At 61.3% G+C, this 17,730-nt stretch carries 17 protein-coding genes; 9 read left to right on the top strand and 8 right to left on the bottom strand.

The annotated features are described in order from the left end of the window. The first annotated feature begins 65 nt into the window (after positions 1-65). The 4 genes from pstS (at position 66) to ACHAC9_RS09455 (ending at position 4,271) form a co-directional block, all read left to right on the top strand. Entirely contained in the window at positions 66-1,109 is a 1,044-nt protein-coding gene (pstS, locus tag ACHAC9_RS09470; protein WP_435759437.1) for a phosphate ABC transporter substrate-binding protein PstS, read from the top strand. A gap of 106 nt (positions 1,110-1,215) precedes the next feature. Continuing rightward, on the top strand, positions 1,216-2,085 hold the full coding sequence (locus ACHAC9_RS09465) for a quinoprotein dehydrogenase-associated SoxYZ-like carrier (protein ID WP_435759435.1): 870 nt from the start codon (positions 1,216-1,218) through the stop codon (positions 2,083-2,085). Further along, positions 2,086-3,024, top strand: coding sequence for a quinoprotein relay system zinc metallohydrolase 2 (locus ACHAC9_RS09460; protein ID WP_435759433.1), 939 nt, complete (start codon positions 2,086-2,088; stop codon positions 3,022-3,024). A gap of 2 nt (positions 3,025-3,026) precedes the next feature. Beyond that, on the top strand, positions 3,027-4,271 hold the full coding sequence (locus ACHAC9_RS09455; protein ID WP_435759431.1) for an FCSD flavin-binding domain-containing protein: 1,245 nt from the start codon (positions 3,027-3,029) through the stop codon (positions 4,269-4,271). Positions 4,272-4,397: 126 nt separating this feature from the next. Here ACHAC9_RS09455 and ACHAC9_RS09450 read toward each other — a convergent pair whose 3' ends face one another. Then, the gene (locus tag ACHAC9_RS09450) at positions 4,398-4,805 is read right to left on the bottom strand and encodes a response regulator (RefSeq protein ID WP_435759429.1); all 408 of its coding nucleotides are present in this window, start codon (positions 4,803-4,805) and stop codon (positions 4,398-4,400) included. 232 nt (positions 4,806-5,037) lie between these two features. On the opposite strand from ACHAC9_RS09450, the gene ACHAC9_RS09445 reads away from it, so the two are divergent. After that, the gene (locus tag ACHAC9_RS09445; RefSeq protein WP_435759427.1) at positions 5,038-7,143 is read left to right on the top strand and encodes an ATP-binding protein; all 2,106 of its coding nucleotides are present in this window, start codon (positions 5,038-5,040) and stop codon (positions 7,141-7,143) included. A 125-nt stretch (positions 7,144-7,268) separates the two neighbouring features. Here the strand turns inward: ACHAC9_RS09445 and rpoH are convergent, their stop codons facing one another. From rpoH to ftsY, 4 genes are all read right to left on the bottom strand, one after another. Further along, complete coding sequence (gene rpoH, locus ACHAC9_RS09440; RefSeq protein ID WP_435759425.1) at positions 7,269-8,162, bottom strand: RNA polymerase sigma factor RpoH; 894 nt, start codon at positions 8,160-8,162, stop codon at positions 7,269-7,271. Between the two features lie 514 nt (positions 8,163-8,676). Continuing rightward, positions 8,677-9,597: a permease-like cell division protein FtsX gene (ftsX, locus tag ACHAC9_RS09435; protein ID WP_435759423.1), complete on the bottom strand. Its 921-nt coding sequence runs from the start codon at positions 9,595-9,597 to the stop codon at positions 8,677-8,679. After that, positions 9,594-10,283 (bottom strand): cell division ATP-binding protein FtsE, encoded by a 690-nt coding sequence (locus ACHAC9_RS09430; protein ID WP_435759421.1) that lies wholly within the window; start codon positions 10,281-10,283, stop codon positions 9,594-9,596. The genes ftsX and ACHAC9_RS09430 overlap by 4 nt, the downstream gene beginning before the upstream one ends. Before the next feature lie 19 nt (positions 10,284-10,302). Then, positions 10,303-11,415: a signal recognition particle-docking protein FtsY gene (ftsY, locus tag ACHAC9_RS09425; protein WP_435759419.1), complete on the bottom strand. Its 1,113-nt coding sequence runs from the start codon at positions 11,413-11,415 to the stop codon at positions 10,303-10,305. 24 nt (positions 11,416-11,439) lie between these two features. Here ftsY and ACHAC9_RS09420 point away from each other — a divergent pair, with 24 nt between their 5' ends. After that, positions 11,440-11,625 (top strand): hypothetical protein, encoded by a 186-nt coding sequence (locus ACHAC9_RS09420; RefSeq protein WP_435759417.1) that lies wholly within the window; start codon positions 11,440-11,442, stop codon positions 11,623-11,625. Between the two features lie 11 nt (positions 11,626-11,636). Here the strand turns inward: ACHAC9_RS09420 and ACHAC9_RS09415 are convergent, their stop codons facing one another. Beyond that, the gene (locus ACHAC9_RS09415; protein WP_435759415.1) at positions 11,637-12,398 is read right to left on the bottom strand and encodes a DUF4261 domain-containing protein; all 762 of its coding nucleotides are present in this window, start codon (positions 12,396-12,398) and stop codon (positions 11,637-11,639) included. 186 nt (positions 12,399-12,584) lie between these two features. Beyond that, positions 12,585-13,331 carry an NYN domain-containing protein gene (locus tag ACHAC9_RS09410; RefSeq protein WP_435759413.1) on the bottom strand — a complete coding sequence of 249 codons (747 nt, stop codon included), beginning with the start codon at positions 13,329-13,331 and terminating at the stop codon, positions 12,585-12,587. Between the two features lie 135 nt (positions 13,332-13,466). Between ACHAC9_RS09410 and ACHAC9_RS09405 the strand changes: the two genes are divergently transcribed. From ACHAC9_RS09405 to ACHAC9_RS09395, 3 genes are all read left to right on the top strand, one after another. Next, positions 13,467-14,051 carry a hypothetical protein gene (locus ACHAC9_RS09405; protein ID WP_435759411.1) on the top strand — a complete coding sequence of 195 codons (585 nt, stop codon included), beginning with the start codon at positions 13,467-13,469 and terminating at the stop codon, positions 14,049-14,051. A gap of 266 nt (positions 14,052-14,317) precedes the next feature. Then, positions 14,318-14,686, top strand: coding sequence for a response regulator (locus ACHAC9_RS09400; RefSeq protein WP_435759409.1), 369 nt, complete (start codon positions 14,318-14,320; stop codon positions 14,684-14,686). 144 nt (positions 14,687-14,830) lie between these two features. Continuing rightward, the gene (locus ACHAC9_RS09395) at positions 14,831-15,952 is read left to right on the top strand and encodes a sensor histidine kinase (RefSeq protein ID WP_435759407.1); all 1,122 of its coding nucleotides are present in this window, start codon (positions 14,831-14,833) and stop codon (positions 15,950-15,952) included. 49 nt (positions 15,953-16,001) lie between these two features. Here the strand turns inward: ACHAC9_RS09395 and ACHAC9_RS09390 are convergent, their stop codons facing one another. After that, positions 16,002-17,702 carry a thiamine pyrophosphate-binding protein gene (locus ACHAC9_RS09390; RefSeq protein WP_435759405.1) on the bottom strand — a complete coding sequence of 567 codons (1,701 nt, stop codon included), beginning with the start codon at positions 17,700-17,702 and terminating at the stop codon, positions 16,002-16,004. Between the last annotated feature and the right edge of the window lie 28 nt (positions 17,703-17,730).

Genomic DNA, 17,730 nt, shown 5'->3' with positions numbered 1-17,730 from the left:
ATATTCGGGGGCTAGACTGCGCCGGTCACTTAAATTAACTCAGCCCACCCCGGAGCCACGACAAAATGAAAATCAAGCACATGTTCAAAACGATGATTGCCGGTGCAGCTGCCGCGATGGTGATGTCCTCGTCCTTCGCCGCGGATGTGACGGGCGCAGGCGCCACCTTCCCGTACCCGATCTACGCGAAGTGGGCGGAAATGTACAAGGCAGCCACCGGCACCGGCATGAACTACCAGTCGGTCGGCTCGGGCGCGGGTATCAAGCAGATCAAGGCGAAAACGGTCGACTTCGGCGCCTCGGACATGCCATTGAAGGCCGCCGAACTCGAAGAAGCAGGCCTGATGCAGTTCCCGGCCATCATGGGCGGCGTGGTCGCGGTCGTGAACGTCGAGGGCCTGACGCCAGGCCAGCTCAAGTTGACCGGTCCGGTGCTGGCCGACATCTATCTCGGCAAGATCACCAAGTGGAATGCGCCGGAAATCGCCGCCCTGAATCCGGGCGTCAAGCTTCCGGGCGACGACATCACCGTCGTGCACCGCGCCGACAGCTCGGGCACCTCCTTCCTGTTCACCGATTACCTGTCGAAAGTGAACCCGGAGTTCCAGTCGAAAATCGGTGTCGGCACGGCCGTGAAATGGGCGACCGGCGTGGGCGGCAAGGGCAACGAAGGCGTGGCCGCCAACGTGCAGCGCATCAAGGGTTCGATCGGCTATGTCGAGTGGGCCTATGCCAAGCGCAACAAGCTGTCGCACACCCAGCTGAAGAACAAGGATGGCCAGTTCCTGCAGCCTGACGACGAAAACTTCAAGGCTGCCGCCGCCAGCGCCGAGTGGACCAAGACCCCGGGCTTCGCCGTGATCCTGACTGACGCCGCCGGCAAGAACAGCTGGCCGATCACGGGCGTGTCCTACATCCTGATGCACCGCGCACAGGCTGACGCCGCCAAGGGCAAGGAAGTCGTGAAATTCTTCGACTACGCCTACAAGAACGGCACCGCCGCCGCAGCCGAGCTGGACTACGTGCCAATGCCGGCATCGGTCGTCAAGCTGGTGCAGGGCGCCTGGAAAGCGCAGCTGAAGGACGCATCGGGCACGGCGATCTATTGATTCACAAGCGGGCGCAGGCCCGCATCGGCACGACAGGTAGCTTGACGGCGGTCTTCACAGGGACCGCCGTTTTTTTTATTGGTACAGGTGCCGAAGCTTTTATTTCATGCGTTATAGTCATCTTGACGGTGAGGCCACATGGATAAAGGTTGATGTGATGAAGAATCCTCTGCAAGGTGCGCGGCCTTCGTATGTTTTCTCCAGCCTGGCGATACTGGCTTTCTCAGCCTGCCCGCTGCGAACCTCCGCCCAGGCGCCGGATGCGGCCTGGGCCGCATTCCAACAGTCTCACTTCCCCGGCAAGCAACTGGAAGCCGCGCCTTTTATCCGCCTGACAGCGCCTGCGCGCGCGTCCAGCGGCGACCAGGTTCCTTTCGCTTTCAGCATCGATCATCCGATGACTGCACAACGGTACATCAAATCGGTCACCCTGTTCGTCGATGCCAATCCGGTGCCCTTGACGGCGGTGTTTCACTTTCATCCGCAGAGCGGAAAGGCCGAAATTTCCACCAGAATCCGCTTTGAATCGGAGTCGCCGGTGCACGTCGTCGCCGAATCGAACGATGGCCGCTTGTATGTGAATGCCATTACCGTGAAAGCATCCGGCGGTTGCGGTGGTACCAGCCTCGGCGACAATGCGGCGGCGATGGCGGCGGCAGGAAAAATGAAAATCGCGCTGGACGGGCCATTCAAACGTGGAGACGTCAACAAGGCCAGGCTGTTGATCAAGCACCCGATGTACACCGGTTTGCAGCGCGACCTGTCCACGAATGGATACCGGCCGGCTTGGTTCATCAACAAGATCGACATTACCTATAACGGCAAACCGGTCATGACGGCCGACACGTTCATCGGCATCAGCGAAGATCCCTCCATTCAATTCGGCTTCGTCGCCGACGGGCCCGGTGCCCTGCAAGTCGTCATCCGCGACAATGCAGGCGCCACTTTCCGCCAATCGCTGAATGTCGAGGGCTAGATGGGGCGGCTGCTCCACGTGGCCTGGCTGCTGGCAGCCGCCGCTGCCGCGCACGTTAGCGCAGCGCCACTGCAGGTCGAGCAAGTCGCGCCGGGCGTGTATGTGCACATCGGGCAGCACAAGGATTTCGAAGACGGTTACGACGGCGATATTGCCAACATCGGCTTTGTGATCGGCACCGACGCGGTCGCGGTGATCGATACGGGCGGCTCGTATGCAGTCGGCATGGCCTTGAAAGAAGCGCTGCGCAAGATCACCGGACTGCCCATTCGCTATGTGATCAATACGCATGGGCATCCCGACCACGTATTCGGCAACGCCGCCTTTATCGACGCCGGTCCTGCGGGGGCCGGCGCGCCGCCGCGATTCATCGGCCATGCCATGCTGCCTCAGGCGATGGCGTCGCGCGGCGACGCTTACCTGCGCAATGTGAAAAAACAATTGGGCGGCGCGGCTGAGAAAAGTACGCTGATTCCTCCAACTGAAACAGTCCAACATCGCTTGAGCCTGGATCTGGGAAATCGACAGCTGGAATTGACCGCCTGGCCGAAGGCGCATACGAACAATGACCTGACCCTGTTCGACGTCAGCAGCGGCACATTGTGGACGGGCGATTTGCTGTTCATCGAGCGCACGCCGTCCATCGATGGCGATGTCAAGGGCTGGTTCTCGGCCATGGAGGCACTAAAAAAAATAAAAGCTGTCACGACCATCCCCGGACACGGACCCCTTACCCGCGATAAAAACCGGGCGCTGGACAGGCAGGGCGCCTACCTGGCGACCTTGTTGCACGACGTGCGCACCAGCATTCGGCAGGGCACCGACATGACCGCGACGATGGCAACGGCGGCCGCCTCTGAACGAGCGCGTTGGCAACTCTTCGATGTCGTCAACCGGCGCAATGTCAACGTGATTTATCCGGCTCTGGAATGGGAGTGAGGATGCGCAGACGGGAGTTTATTCAGTTGGCGCTGGCCGGATCGGCCTGGTCATCGGGGGCCGCGGCATTCGGCAAACCCCTGGGGCGTCTCGTCGTCGTCGGCGCGGGCTATGGCGGCGCGACGGCGGCCAAGTATGTGCGCATGCTCAGCGGCGGGCGCATCGACGTCATCCTGGTCGACCAACACGCTGACTTTGTTTCTTGCCCGGTCAGCAACCGCGTGCTGGGCGGCCAAAAAACGCTCGCGCAACTCACTTTTGGCTACGATTTGCTGCGGCAACACCATGGCGTGAAATTCATGCGCGGCAGCGTAACGGCGATTGATGCGGGCAAGTCGCAGATCGTGATGGCAGGGCAAAAACTGGCGTACGACCGGCTGATTGTCGCCCCCGGCATCGACTTCATCTACGATGACTTTCCCATGCTCGCCGGCGCGCAGCAGCAGATTCCCCATGCGTGGAAAGCAGGGCCGCAAACGCGCAATCTGCAGCGGCAACTCATGGCGATGCCGAATGGCGGCGTCTTCACGATCGCTATTCCAGCGCAGCCTTATCGTTGCCCGCCCGCGCCCTATGAGCGCGCGTGCCTTGCCGCGTTTTACCTGAAGATGCACAAACCGCGGTCCAAAGTCATGGTGCTCGATGCCAACCCCGTCATTACCTCGAAACGCGCCCTGTTTGAGCGGGCGTGGCGCGATCTGTATCCGGGCATGATCGAGTACGTACCGGGCAGCGAGTTGCAGGGGGTCGAGGTGGCATCGAAGACCGTCAAGACCCCGTTCGATACGGTCAAATCCCATGTGCTGAACATCATTCCGCCCCAGCGGGCGGGCCGGATTGCCCAGGATTGCGGCCTGGCCAATGTCGAGCGGCGCTGGTGCGAGGTCGACTTCGTCAGTTACGCGTCAAAAGTCCTGCCGCGTGTGCATGTGATTGGCGATGCGATCGATTCCGGCTTGCCCAAATCGGCCCACATGGCCAATGCGCAGGCAAAGATATGCGCGCGCGCGGTCGTGGACCTGATGCTGGGACAGGCGCCCGACCCGCTACCCGCTTTTGCGAACACCTGCTACAGCTTTATCGACGACAAGCAGGCGATGCGCATATCGACGCTCTACCGCTATGATCCGGCTAAAAAGAGCATGGAAGCTGACGGCGGCAGTTTTCTGTCGGACCATCCATCAATACAAGAAGGGGGCGATGCCGATGCATGGGCGCAGGGGATCTGGGCCGATGTGCTGACTTAAAGTGCCTGTTACCGATACTTTCCGATAAAGCAATATGCGCCGTAGACCGAGCTCGACGAAGGATCGTTATCAGCCAGGGGCGGACCAAGGCCAGCCGCGAGTCTCGAATTTACGAACGGACCAAACCTAAGGTTTACCCTGTGCTGTTTCGACCAGTTCTACTATATTGGCTGGCTTTGTGAGGTGAACGTCGAAGCCAGCGGCATGGACTTTCTTACGCGACATTTCGTCACCCCACGCGGTCAACGCGACAAGCTTCACGCCTCGCAGCGTTTGATCCGCGCGAATGGCCTGAGCTACTTGGTATCCATCCATCACTGGCATGCCAATGTCGAGGAATATCACATACGGATGATTGGCGCGAGCAGCAGCCAAGCCTTCGGGTCCGCCATATGCAACTTGCACATCGAGTCCATACATCTGCAACAGTTGTGCAGTCATATCGGCAGCGTCAGCGTTGTCATCAACGACGAGAACTGTCTTACTTGATCTCTTGCTCATCTTTGGTTGTACTTTCCCGGCGCCCGGTAGCATGCTTGCTCATTCCGAACCAATTGTCACATGCCGTGGGAATTCTTGTCACAGATATTGTATTGCGCACTTACTTTGCCGGCAGTGACACAAGAATCTACAGCGGAGCAGGCAAAATGCTATCGTCCTGTTATTTACAAATTAGGCAGTCCAGCTGTCTTTCTCTACAATGCAAGATCTAACACGCGTCAGCAGCCATATCCCGGGCCTGGGCTTCGTTTCCGGCGGCGGCGACATGGGTGCGGTATTCCGCAGCTTCGATTGGGCTTCCACGCCGCTGGGCGCACTGGACGCTTGGCCGCAATCGCTGCGCACTGCAGTGAGCATCTTGCTCAATGCGCGTCACCCCATGTATATCGCGTGGGGTCCTGACCTGCTACTCCTCTACAACGACGGCTATCGCGAGATCCTTGGCGCCAAGGCTGCGGATGCGCGACAGGTGCTGGGCAAACCGTTCGACCAAATCTGGCCGGAAGTATGGGAGCTGGTGGGTCCTATGCTCGCGGCAACGTTGGAAGGGAAAACGTTCTGGTTCGAAGACCAGGAGTTCACATTGACGCGCAATGGGTTTGCGGAGCAAGTGTTCGCGAGCTTTTCGACCAGTCCGATTCGTGCGGAAGCCGGTGAGATCGCGGGAGTGCTCTGCATCTGCACTGAAACAACGGGGAAGATCCGTTCGCAGCAGGATCGCCTGCGCCTTCTGGACGCAATCGGCGAAGCGACCCGTCTTGCCGACGAGCCAAAAGCCATCATGGAGCACAGCACGCGTCTGCTCGGCGAGTACCTGAGCGTGACGCGCGTCGCCTACGCAGATCTGGAGCCGGACAATGACCGTTTCACGATCCGCCACGATTGGCGGGTCGACGGGGCAATCAGCACCGTCGGCGAGTATTCGCTCGACCTGTTCGGCTCGCGCGCGAGGTCCGACATGCGCCTTGGCCGCACGTTTCTGGTCCATGACGTTGACAGCGAACTGAACGCGCAAGACGGGGCCGACATGTTCAACCAAATCGGTATCAAGGCAATCATCTGCTGCCCCCTGGTCAAGCAGGGCCGGCTTGTGGCCATGATGGCGGTGCACCAGCAGCAGCCGCGTGCCTGGACGGCTGACGACGTCGCCCTTGTCGAGGCCGTCGTCGACCGGTGTTGGGCCCACATCGAGCGTGTGCGTTCGATGGAAGCGCTGCGTGAAGCCGACCGGCGCAAGTCCGAATTCCTCGCCACCCTGGCACATGAGTTGCGTAATCCGCTCGCGCCGATTCGCAATGCGCTCGAACTGCTGCGCCTGGCCGGCGACAAGCCGGCGATGCTCGAACGGGTACGCGGGACAATGGAGCGCCAGGTCGACCAGATGGTCCATCTCATCGACGATTTGATGGAGGTCGCACGCATCTCGAACGGCAAGATGGACTTACAGATCAAGCGCGTCGATTTGCAGTCCGTCATCGCGAGCGCAGTGGAAACCAGCCTTCCGTTGGTACAAGCCGGGGGGCACCAGCTCGCGCTCGATGTGCCGGACGAACCGCTGTGGATCAACGTCGATACGGTGCGCCTGAGCCAGGTGCTCAGCAATCTCCTGTCGAATGCGAGCAAATATACGCTCAAGCACGGCCGGATCAGCATTTCCGCCCGCACCAGCGGCGACACCGTCGTCATCGTCGTCGCCGATACCGGAATCGGGATCGCCAAACCGGATCTTGCTCGCGTATTCGATATGTTCTCCCAGGCGCCGAACAGCATCGTCATATCGAAGGGTGGCCTGGGTATCGGCCTGTCGCTGGTTCGCCATTTGGTCACCCTGCACGGCGGAAGCGTAACGGCATCCAGTGCAGGACCCGGGCACGGTAGCACCTTCACCATTTGCCTGCCGCAGGCGCCGGGAAACGACATGGACGCACCTGGCCTGCTCGAAGAGCCTGGCATCGCTGCGCCAGCCGACCGGTCGAAGCTGTCGGTACTGGTAGCCGACGACAATGTCGATGCCGCTGATACCTTGTCCTTCCTGTTACGCGAAAAAGGACATGAGGTGCGTGTGGCCTATGACGGCCAAGAGGCCATGCGTATCGCCGCCTCCTTCGCACCAGATCTGGCATTTCTCGACCTGGGCATGCCGCGCATGGATGGGTATCAGGTCGCGCGTGGCCTGCGCGCGCTTCCCGGGCTTGCAAACGTCAGGCTGGTCGCTTTAACCGGCTGGGGGGCACAAGAGGATCGGGCGCGGACGCACGCCGCTGGCTTCAACGACCACTTGCTCAAGCCCGCTTCGCTTGAGAGGCTCAATGAAGTGCTGGCATCCGCCTCGCGTCAGACCCCAAACTGGAATCGCCTGGAGTCTTTTTAGAATCGCTGCAGGCGCTGCATTCGTCAGGGACGCGACAAGCAGCGCTACCACTTGCGCTGGTAGCCACCCAGGAACAAAAAAAGCGGCCCTCGCGGGGCCGCCATGTCTTGCCTGATGCGGGCGCGTTACACGAACGCCGCCAGCGCACCTTTCATCTTCTTCAAGGCCGCCGACTCGATCTGGCGGATGCGCTCGGCCGACACGCCGAACTCTTCGGCCAGCGTGTGCAGCGTCGCACCGGAGCCGTCGTCGTTCGCCAGCCAGCGTGCTTCGACGATGCGGCGCGAACGCGGGTCGAGTTTACCCAGCGCCGTTTCGATGCCTTCGGACTGCAGGCGCGTGACCTGCTCGGCTTCCAGCACCTTGGTCGGCTCCTGCATATCCGACGACAGGTAGGCGATCGGCGAGAACTTGTCGTCTTCGTCGTCAGTCGGCGCTTCGAGGGCAATGTCGCGGCCCGAGAGGCGGGTTTCCATCTCGATCACTTCTTCGCGCTTGACGTCGAGCAGCTTCGCCAGGGCGTCGACCTGGGTCGGGGTCATCGCGTCCAGGCCCACTTTGTTGCTGCGCAGGTTGAAGAACAGCTTGCGCTGGGCCTTGGTCGTGGCGACCTTCACCAGGCGCCAGTTCTTCAGGATGTATTCGTGCATCTCGGCTTTGATCCAGTGCATCGCGTACGACACCAGGCGCACGCCCTGGTCCGGGTCGAAACGCTTCACTGCCTTCATCAAACCGATATTGCCTTCCTGGATCAGGTCGGCGTGCGGCAGGCCGTAGCCGAGATAGCCACGCGCAATCGACACCACCAGGCGCAGGTGCGACAGCACCAGATTCTGCGCGGCGTCGAGATCGTTCGCGTCGCGCAGCCGCTTTGCCAGCGAGACCTCTTCCTCGTGGGTCAGCATCGGCAGGCGGTTGACGGCGGAAATATACGCGTCAATATTGCCGAGCTGCCCGGTGAAACCGAGGTTCAGGGCACGATTGCTGGTCGGAACCAATGCGGATTGTGCGGACGTCATATCTTTTCCTCTAAATTAATCTTTGCGGCATCGTCAAGTCCACCGGGACATCCCGGAGGCTGACTGCACGACGTCGTGCTTGATGCGTGTCAGACCTTGTTTACCTTCGCTTGAGCACATATATTAGCACTCTCCATAGGAGACTGCCAGCGACCCGCCAGAAACGGCGGGGCGTTTAAGTTTCATTAAAGTATTTCCCTCAGGAATCTAAAAAATAGCTGATTTACTTTAGAGCAGAATCAAGCACAACTGTTGAGATAGCTCAAACGTGCTTCGGCTTGCGATGGCGGTCAAGGCCCAGATTACGGGGTCGGGATGCCCGTTTTCTGTTAGTTGCCGCACGGAGCAGGCAGGTCGGAGGCAGGTGCGCCACTGTCTGGCGTGGTAGCGGCGTGCATGCCTACACGCGGGGGCGTGAAGAATTGCGCAGAGTCACGATATGGAATAGACGGCCGCAAAAAAACGGGCGATACAGCCTCAGCCATACCACCCGTCCTGTTGCGTCAGGAAGCGCTCAGCGCATGCGCGCCAAGTGCCTTTGTACCGACAACAGTGCACCGGTCAGCCCCAGCCCGGCGCTAATGGCCAGCAAGCCGCCCACTTCCAGCGCGCCCAGCGGCGCCAGCTGGAATTCCGACGCATACAGCCGCGCGAACTCGGCAATCGCGCCGTTCAAAGGATTCAAGGCCAGCATCACCGCACCCAGGGCCACCGCGCCGGCGCACAGGCCGAGCAGGGCGCCGGTGTAATAGAACGGTCGGTGGATGAAGTTATCGGTAGCGCCCACTAACTTGGAGACGCCGATTTCCTCGCGCTGGGTCAGTACCTGCAGGCGGATCGTGTTGAATACGACGGCGATCACGACCACGCCGAGCGTGATGGCCAGCAGCAGCAGCGCCAGGCGCAAGATGGCGAGCAGGGCGGCCAGGCGCTTGACCCAGGCCGAGTCGATCTGCACCGTGTCGACCTGAGGCAGGGCGCTCATCTGTTCGACGAGGGCGTCGAGGTGCGCGGCGTTCAGGGCACTGGAAAAGCCGGCCAGCCTCATCACATAGCTGTCGGGCAGTGGATTGTCGCCCAGCGTATCGAGCGCCTCGGACAGGCCGCTGCGCTCCTTCAGGTCTTCGAGCGCCTTCTCGCGCGGCACGAACTCAATGCGGGCCTGGCTGCCTTGCAGGATCTGGCGCAACTGGGGTTCGAGCGACTGCGCATCCTCGCGCGTGGCGTTCGGCTTGACGAACAGGCTCACTTCCGGATCGACCGCGAGCTGCTCGGACATCGGACGCACGTTGTCGAGCAGGGTGATGCCGGCAAACGGCAGCGCCAGCGCAACGGCGACGACCAGCACATTGAACAGGAAGGTACCGGGCGCCTTGCGCACGGTGGAGAGCGCCGAGGCGAATGCGAAGCGGTGTTCGCGCAACCACGGGCTCATGCCGCACCTCCAACACGGCCAGTAGAGGCGCGCTCATGCGGGACCAGCTGGCCGTGTTCGAGCCGGATCACGCGCGCCGCGCCGTCCAGCACTTCCTCGTCATGGGTCGAAATCAGGCAGGTCACGCCCACCGAGTGGAAGGCGCGCAAGGCGTCGAGCACCTTGTCGGCCGCCACGCGGTCGAGGTTGGCCGTCGGCTCGTCGGCCAGGATGATCTGCGGCCGGTTGACGATCGCGCGCGCGATCGCCACGCGCTGCTGCTCGCCGCCGGACAGTTCCAGCGGATGCGCCTTGGCTCTGTCCAGCAAGCCGACTTTATCGAGCGCGGCGCGTGCGCGCTGTTCGGCGCCCGCTTTCGGCGCGCCCGAGACCAGCAGCGGCAGCATCGTGTTGGCCAGGATGCTCCGGTCGTTCAGCAGGCGCTGCTGCTGAAAAATAAGCCCTAATTTGCGCCGCAGGAAAGGGATGCCGGGCTTTTTCAGCTGACCGATGTCCTGGCCGAACACGATCACGCGCCCGCTGCTGGGACGCTCGATGGCGGCGATCATTTTCATGAGCGTCGACTTGCCGGCGCCGGAGGGACCGGCGAGATACACCAGTTCGCCCTTATTGATGTTCAGGGACACCTCGCGCAGGGCGCTGGCTTCCTGGGAATATTTCTTGGAGACGGAGTGGAATTCGATCATTGGCCGCGATTCTTATCTGTTAACCCAGCAGCGCTTCAACGAACTCTTCTGCATTGAACGGCTGCAGGTCGTCCAACTTTTCGCCGACACCGATGAAGTACACCGGCACCGGACGCGTGCGGGCGATCGCGGCCAGCACGCCGCCCTTTGCCGTACCGTCGAGCTTGGTAATCACGAGGCCGGTCAAGGCCAATGCGTCATCGAATGCCTTCACCTGGGCCAGTGCGTTCTGGCCGGTATTGCCATCGATGACGAGCACGAGCTCGTGCGGGGCATCCATCATGCCCTTGCCGATGACGCGCTTGATCTTTTTCAGCTCTTCCATCAGGTGCAGCTGGGTCGGCAGGCGGCCGGCGGTATCGACCATGACGACATCGACGCCGCGCGCCTTGCCGGACTGGACTGCGTCGAACGCGACTGCCGCCGGGTCGCCCGAGGCTTGCGAGATCACGGTGACGTTGTTGCGCTGGCCCCAGACCATCAATTGTTCGCGCGCGGCGGCGCGGAAGGTGTCGCCCGCGGCGAGCAGCACCGACTGGCTTGATCGCTGCATGTGCTTGGCGAGCTTGCCGATGGTGGTGGTCTTGCCGGCGCCGTTGACGCCCGCGATCATCATCACCAGCGGCGCATGGCGTCCCAGTTCGAGCGGCTTTTCCAGGGGCTGCAGCATCTCGATCATCAGCGTTTTCAGCGCGGCCTTGACGGCGGCGGCGTCGAGCAGCTTGTCTTCCTTGACCCTGCGGCGCAGGCTGTCGAGCAGGAACTGGGTCGCGTCCATGCCGGCGTCCGACATCAGGAGCGCGGACTCGAGTTCCTCGTACAGGTCTTCGTCGATGCGCGCGCCGACGAACAGCAGCGACAGGTTGTTCGACGTCTTCGACAGCCCGGCCTTCAGGCGCGTCATCCAGGACTTTTTCTTCTCCGCCTCGCTGATCGGGCGCTCGGCCGTCTCTTCGATGAAGAGCTCGGCTTCAGGCACAGCTTGCGCAATGGGTGCGGGGGCAGGCGTGGGCGCCGGTGCGGGAAGGGGGGGGGCGGGCGCAGGAACAGGTACCGGCGCGGCGGATGCCGGCAGTAGCTCGCTTGGCGCCGTTTCGGGACCGGCTTTTTTTCTCTTAAAGAAACTAAACATGGATTGAGTGGTGGAGGGTAGTGCATGCACATGCCGGGTTCGATCACCGGCACGACGAAATGGGTCGCGCGTATTTTACCAGAGGGGCGTACTGACGAATCGACAACGAATGGGTGCGGCCAGGCCATCGCCTTGGCTTTCATCGCGCTGGTAGCGCTATTTCTCACGCATCCCACGGCCGAACTGGAGCCGCTGCTTCCTGAACACTGAGGGGGCCGTCCTTATTGACGGTTGCGGACCCACCAGTTGCCCTTCTTTTCCGCCACGACGGGGCTCAGGCGCCAGACACCGTAGGGATTGTTGAAGAGCGAGCCCGGACCGTAGTCGATCGCCGGGACCTGTTCGACCCGGTACACCTGCTTGCCCTCGCTGACCGAAAACGTATGGCCGTCAGCCAGGGCCGGCGCATGTTCGAGCAGGTAGCGCGTGAAGAAGCGCAGCATATCGGCAGCCTGTGTCTTGTCGTCCGCACTGGTGATCGCTTCCGGCAAGCCGAAGTTGTGCATGCCGCAGGAGTACACGTCGGCGCCGGCCACATACACCACCAGCGCCCGGTGCGCGCTCAATTGCTCGAGCTGCTCGCACATGTCGATCCAGTAGGCGGGGGCATGGGCGATGCCGGTGCTGTCCACCTTCACGCCCAGGCCGGCGGCGTCGATGACTGCCGCGCCGGCGCGCATCATCGCATCGGCCGCGGCGCGCGAGCCGCCCGGTCCCATCAGGTAGGCCACCGTCCTGTGCGTGTCGATATCGGCCATGGCTTCGGTGGCGGCCCAATGCGGGCCAGCCTTAGCAAAGTCGGTTGCCAGCTCCGGGTCGGCCCTTTGCAGCACGAGTTCGCAGGTAAATCCGGTTTCGGTGTCGCGCAATACAGTTCCGTCAAGCGTGTATCCGGTGCCGCTGGCGATGATTTCTTCGGCCAGGGCGCTGCTGCTGTCCCACGGGCCGGGAATGCATAAAACCACTTCTGGGGTGTTGCTCACGGTGCTACGTCTCCTTTTTATTCTGCGTCGGCGCCCTTGAGAGGCGCATGATTGCTGCTGGAATGGGCTGTACCATAACGACTTGCCTGTTTGCAAAGCAGCCTGCCCGTCGAGCAGCATAGCTTGTTCGGCGTAATGATGCTCTTGGCAATTGGAGCAGGGGTGTGGGGCATGCAGGCGGCGTGGTCAGGCCCGGATCATGCGTTCCGGCGCGAGCGTGGCCGCCTCGAGCTTGGGCCTCGGTTGTACCCAATGTCCGCCGTTGTCCAACCGGGTAACGAGGTCCGGATACGTCTGGACCATATCCAGCAGGCCCGTGTGGCCGCATTGTTGCGGTGAAAAGCCGGGATCTGTACGCCGCATGTACTGGCCGAGTGCACCGAGGCCTACCCAGCCTTCCGCCGTTTCGGCCGCTAGCAGGGAGACCGCCGCCAGCAGCGCGCGCGGTCGGCGTTTTACGATCTTGGGCGGCTCGCTTTTCGCCTGCTCGGGTTGCGCCGCCGCGTATTCGAAGAATTGGTCCGAGGCATTGCGCAACGCGTCCGGCGTCTTGGCTTCGCCGACGATGCACACACTGGCGCCACGCCCGCGCAGCTTGCGGCAGAGATAGGCGAAGTCGGAATCGCTGGTGACGATGCAGAAGGTGTCGACCCGGCCATCGAACATGAACTCCAATGCGTCGAGCGCCAGCGCGATATCCGCAGTGTTCTTTCCCGGCGCATATTGGTATTGCAAGCATGGCGTGAACGCCGATCGCAACAGCGCGTCCTGCCACTTGTTCGCCAGCGTCGTATGGTTGCCATAGCCTTGGCGTACGACGACACGGCCGAACTGCGCGCACATTTTTAGCGCGTAATCGAGTATGTCGGGACCGGTATTGTCGCAATCGACAAGCACTGCGACACGCCCTGCGGCCTTTAACTGTTCCGGCATTAGCTTATCTGTCCTTACTGGTGAATAAATGGCTGTTCAATGAAATGGCTTTCAAACCGAACGCTGATTTCAAAATATATCTCAAGCAGGAGCACGGCAGTCGATAATATGGCTTCAACAATCCTTTGCGAACGAATGTCGACCGACTCCTACCAATCCGTCTACCGCGAAAAACTGCTTGAACACCTGCTCGTCGGGGAGTTGTTGAAGTATTCGTGGTTTGAGCACGGCGCCTCGCTCGAAGTGTCGCAGCCGGCAATCGACCGCGCGGGCCACGATATCGTCCTGGAAGCGAATGGCGTTACCCGCCATGTCCAGTTGAAGACGTCGTCGACGGTTGCAACAACAGGGCGGCAGAACGTGCATCTGGGCCTTGCCCAAAAGCCGTCAGGATGTGTGATTTGGGTACGCTTCGATCCAGCCTCGATGGTCCTTGGGCCTTTCCTGTTCTTCGGTTCCGCCCCGGGCGCGGCTTTGCCGGCGCTCGATGGCTTTAAAGTGGCCATGCATACGAAAGGCAATGCACAAGGCATCAAAGCACAGCGGCATGGCCTGCGGGTAGTGCCGCTGTCGAAGTTCAAGGCAGTGGACACGATCGCTGCGCTCTACGCCACGCTGTTTGGCAAGCCCGGCCACGACAAAGCCCCTGCAATGCAGGGGCCGCCTGTCGAACCGCGTTGCGTACTCAGCCAGCCTTCGCCACTGTCAGGCCTGGATTGATCACGCGTGCGCCGCTTGCCGGTCTTTGCTGCCCTCGACGGCGAGGATCTTGCCCGCCGGGGCCAGGCGCGGTGAGCTTGCCGGCTGCAGCTCCGCCACACTGCACTGTCGACACCGCGAACTCTTCTGTCAGATTTTCGCAACGATTCCGACCACGAACTGCAGAGTTATGAGTGAACGTGACCAGAATTTTCATACAATGTAACAATTGGCGAATGTTGGTTACTGACGCTTCAATGCTGGAACCAGCCAAGATCAGGAGAGCGATGAAATTATCTAAAACAATACTTGTCGTTGACGATAATGCCGACGCTGCCGATATGACCGCGCAAGTCCTGCAGTGTTATGGGTTTACGGTACAGGTCGCCTATGGGGGACCAGAGGGCCTTGCCGCTGCGCGTATCCAGCATCCTGCGCTGATTTTTCTCGACATCGGCATGCCTGTGATGGACGGCTATGAAGTAGCGAAGGCCGTTCGCGCCGATAAAACGCTTGGCGAGGTGAAGCTCGTCGCGCTGACGGCCTGGGGCGATGAGGCCTCACGTGTCAAGGCCAAGGCAGCGGGATTCGACATCCATCTGTTGAAGCCCGCAAACCCAATGCGGCTCGTCGAAATAGCAGACACCGGCTTGTAAGCAGACAGTCTTCTATGTTGCACGGCATCCACAACTGATGGTGCCACGAGGACAGATTTAGTAAACTGAGCGCGCATCGTATTGACGTTCGTCCTCCTACACCGCCTGCCATCACAGTATGCATGGCAACATGACAAGCCAGCAATGACATTCGCAACAGACCAACAACTCAATCACGATAGCCTGTCCCGTACATCACGGGCCGTGCTGGCCATACGTACCGCTGTTTTCGACCAATGGGAACACGAGGTGCGCGCCCGGGTGGAAGGGGCGGCGCAGCTGCTGCGCCCCATTTTGATCAACACGATGCCGGCCTTCTACGACAACCTTGCCGAATCTCTCACGCCGGACTATCCGCGGGCGAATGCAACCAGCAACACGAACGTTGCAGGGGTTCATGGGAACGAGCGCGCGCGCACGACCACGTACAGTGCGGCCCAGGTCATCCACGAGTATCAAATCCTGAAAGAAGTCCTGTTCCGGGTTGCGTCCCAGTCCGGGATTGCCTTTCAGGCCAGTGAGTCGCAGGTTATCGAAGTGTCGATCAATCTGGCCATGCGTGACGCGGTACGCGAGTTTTCTCACATGCATGAGGGACTGCGTCATCGGCTGGCGGCCACGCTCACCCACGACATGCGGACGCCTTTGTCAGTCGTGCTCAACGGCTCCCGCTTGATTGAGAAAACGACCAGTCTCGATCACGCGCAGATGGCGGCGAGCAAGATACGGGACCAGGCCGCTCGGTTAAGCGAAATGATTACCAGCCTTGTCGATGCGTTAACCTACGACCAGGCCGACCATTTAACACTTGCGCCATCGACCTTCGATATGCACGCATTGGCCCTGGAGGTAAAGGACCAGTACAGCGATGCCTACACAGGCGGATTTGAAGTGATCGGCACCCCGGTCACAGGGTTCTGGGATCGCGATTTGATCCGGCGTGCCCTTGAAAATTTGGCGAACAACGCCGTGAAATATGGTGACGGCGGCTGTGTGCGCATTACAGTCAAGGAGTACCGGGAACGGATGATGCTGGGCGTTCATAACAGCGGCATTGCCATCCCTGTCGACATGCAGAGCCGCTTGTTCGATTACCTCAGGCGTGGCCCGACCGGAGGCGTGCAGGGGTGGGGAATTGGCTTGCCTTATGCCAAAAACGTTGCGGAAAGCCACGGTGGCAGCATTGCCGTCGATAGCTCGAAAGAGTCCGGTACCACCTTTGTCATCGATATTCCTGTCGATTGCAAGCCGTTTATCAGATCCTGATTCAGCCAAGGCCCGCGTCAAGTCGGGCCTTGTGTCGCCAACGTTCGCGTCAGCCAGCCTTTGCCGCCTGCGCCGCCGCGCGCAGCGTTTCCAGCGTCGCATTCGGCGTAATCAGGTTGCCGTCGTAGCGCAGCTCGATCAACGCCGGCAGATGCTTGCCGTTTGCATGCGCCAGGGCCCGTTCGAGTGCCGGTGCAAAATCGGCCGTCTTCTCGACGACTTCGCCGTGGGCGCCATAGGCCTGGGCCAGCGCCGCGAAATCCGGGTTGTGCAAGGTGGTGCCCGAGACGCGGCCCGGATAGGTTTTTTCCTGGTGCATGCGGATGGTGCCGAACATGCTGTTGTTGAAGACGACGATGATGACCCCGGCCTTGTACTGCACGGCGGTGGCCAGTTCCTGGCCGGTCATCATGAATTCGCCGTCGCCGGCAAAGGTGACGACGGTGCGCTGCGGATCGACGATTTTTGCCGCCACGCCCGACGGCACGGCATAGCCCATCGCGCCATTCGTCGGCGCCAGCTGGGTGCGCATGCCGCCGTAGCGGTAGAAGCGGTGTGCCCAGGAAGCGTAGTTGCCGGCGCCGTTCGTGATGATCGCGTCATGCGGCAGCGCGGCCATCATGTCCTGCACCACTTGCCAGAGGTCGAGCGGAGCATCGCCATTCTTGAAGATCGGCGGCTGTTCCTGGAAGGCCATCAGATCGGCCCGCGCTTCGGCCACCGTGTGGCGCCAGGCGCTCGTATCGACCGGTTCCATCGTGGCCAGCATGCCCGTCGCCTGCGGCGCGCCGCTGGCGATCATCAGGTCGGCCTGGTAGACGCTGCCCAGTTCTTCGGGATCGGCGTGGATATGGACCAGGCGCTGATGCGGGACGGGTGAGGCGAGCAGGGTGTAGCCGCCGGTCGTCATCTCGCCCAGGCGCGGGCCGATGGCTATCACCAGATCGGACTCTTTCACGCGCGCGGCCAGCTTCGGGTTGATGCCGATGCCGACGTCGCCGATGTAGTTCGGATGCGCGTTGTCGAGCAGATCCTGGAAGCGGAAGGTGCAGGCCACCGGCAGCGCGTTCGTTTCGGCGAAGGTTTGCAGGTCGGAGCAGGCTTGCGCATTCCAGGTGCCGCCGCCAAGCAGCACGATCGGGCGCTTTGCTTCGGCGAGCATCGCGCGCAGGGTCTCGACCTGGCTTGCCGCGGGCGCAGCCTGCACCGGCTGGTAGCGGCGTGTATCGGCCACTTGCGCGGTCTCGATCAGCATGTCTTCCGGCAGCGCGAGCACCACCGGGCCTGGACGGCCGCTGGTCGCGACCTGGAACGCGCGCGCGATGTATTCGGGGATGCGGTCGGCGCGGTCGATCTGGGCCACCCACTTCGCCATCTCGCCGTACATGCGGCGGTAGTCGATTTCCTGGAAAGCTTCGCGGTCGATGAAGTCGTTGCCCACCTGGCCGATGAACAGGATCAGCGGCGTCGAGTCCTGGTAGGCCGTGTGCACGCCGATCGAGGCATTCGTCGCGCCGGGGCCGCGCGTGACGAAACAGATGCCGGGTTTGCCGGTGAGTTTGCCGTACCCCTCGGCCATGAAGGCCGCGCCCCCTTCCTGGCGGTTGATGACGAAGCGAATGCTCGACTCGTGCAGCGCGTCGAGCACGTCGAGATAGCTTTCGCCGGGCACGCCGAAGGCGGTGTCGACGCCGTGGATGTGCAGTGCATCGACCAGGATCTGGCCGCCGGTACGGGAAGGGTGCGTCATGTGTCGGTTGTCCTCATCAAGTGACCCG

Source organism: Massilia sp. CMS3.1 (assembly GCF_051262535.1).
Lineage (GTDB): Bacteria > Pseudomonadota > Gammaproteobacteria > Burkholderiales > Burkholderiaceae_D > Telluria.
The sequence above is the reverse complement of the archived record's forward strand: the minus strand, read 5'-3'. Positions and strand labels throughout refer to the sequence as shown.

Coding starts and splice junctions, on each gene's coding strand:
- ftsY (WP_435759419.1), bottom strand. CDS start 11,415: ATGTTTAGTTTCTTTAAGAGAAAAAAAGCCGGTCCCGAAACGGCGCCA.
- ACHAC9_RS09455 (WP_435759431.1), top strand. CDS start 3,027: ATGCGCAGACGGGAGTTTATTCAGTTGGCGCTGGCCGGATCGGCCTGG.
- ACHAC9_RS09395 (WP_435759407.1), top strand. CDS start 14,831: ATGACATTCGCAACAGACCAACAACTCAATCACGATAGCCTGTCCCGT.
- ACHAC9_RS09420 (WP_435759417.1), top strand. CDS start 11,440: ATGCACATGCCGGGTTCGATCACCGGCACGACGAAATGGGTCGCGCGT.
- ACHAC9_RS09450 (WP_435759429.1), bottom strand. CDS start 4,805: ATGCTACCGGGCGCCGGGAAAGTACAACCAAAGATGAGCAAGAGATCA.
- ftsX (WP_435759423.1), bottom strand. CDS start 9,597: ATGAGCCCGTGGTTGCGCGAACACCGCTTCGCATTCGCCTCGGCGCTC.
- ACHAC9_RS09405 (WP_435759411.1), top strand. CDS start 13,467: ATGTCGACCGACTCCTACCAATCCGTCTACCGCGAAAAACTGCTTGAA.
- ACHAC9_RS09390 (WP_435759405.1), bottom strand. CDS start 17,702: ATGACGCACCCTTCCCGTACCGGCGGCCAGATCCTGGTCGATGCACTG.
- ACHAC9_RS09465 (WP_435759435.1), top strand. CDS start 1,216: ATGCGTTATAGTCATCTTGACGGTGAGGCCACATGGATAAAGGTTGAT.
- ACHAC9_RS09445 (WP_435759427.1), top strand. CDS start 5,038: ATGGGTGCGGTATTCCGCAGCTTCGATTGGGCTTCCACGCCGCTGGGC.
- pstS (WP_435759437.1), top strand. CDS start 66: ATGAAAATCAAGCACATGTTCAAAACGATGATTGCCGGTGCAGCTGCC.
- ACHAC9_RS09410 (WP_435759413.1), bottom strand. CDS start 13,331: ATGCCGGAACAGTTAAAGGCCGCAGGGCGTGTCGCAGTGCTTGTCGAT.
- rpoH (WP_435759425.1), bottom strand. CDS start 8,162: ATGACGTCCGCACAATCCGCATTGGTTCCGACCAGCAATCGTGCCCTG.
- ACHAC9_RS09430 (WP_435759421.1), bottom strand. CDS start 10,283: ATGATCGAATTCCACTCCGTCTCCAAGAAATATTCCCAGGAAGCCAGC.
- ACHAC9_RS09400 (WP_435759409.1), top strand. CDS start 14,318: ATGAAATTATCTAAAACAATACTTGTCGTTGACGATAATGCCGACGCT.
- ACHAC9_RS09460 (WP_435759433.1), top strand. CDS start 2,086: ATGGGGCGGCTGCTCCACGTGGCCTGGCTGCTGGCAGCCGCCGCTGCC.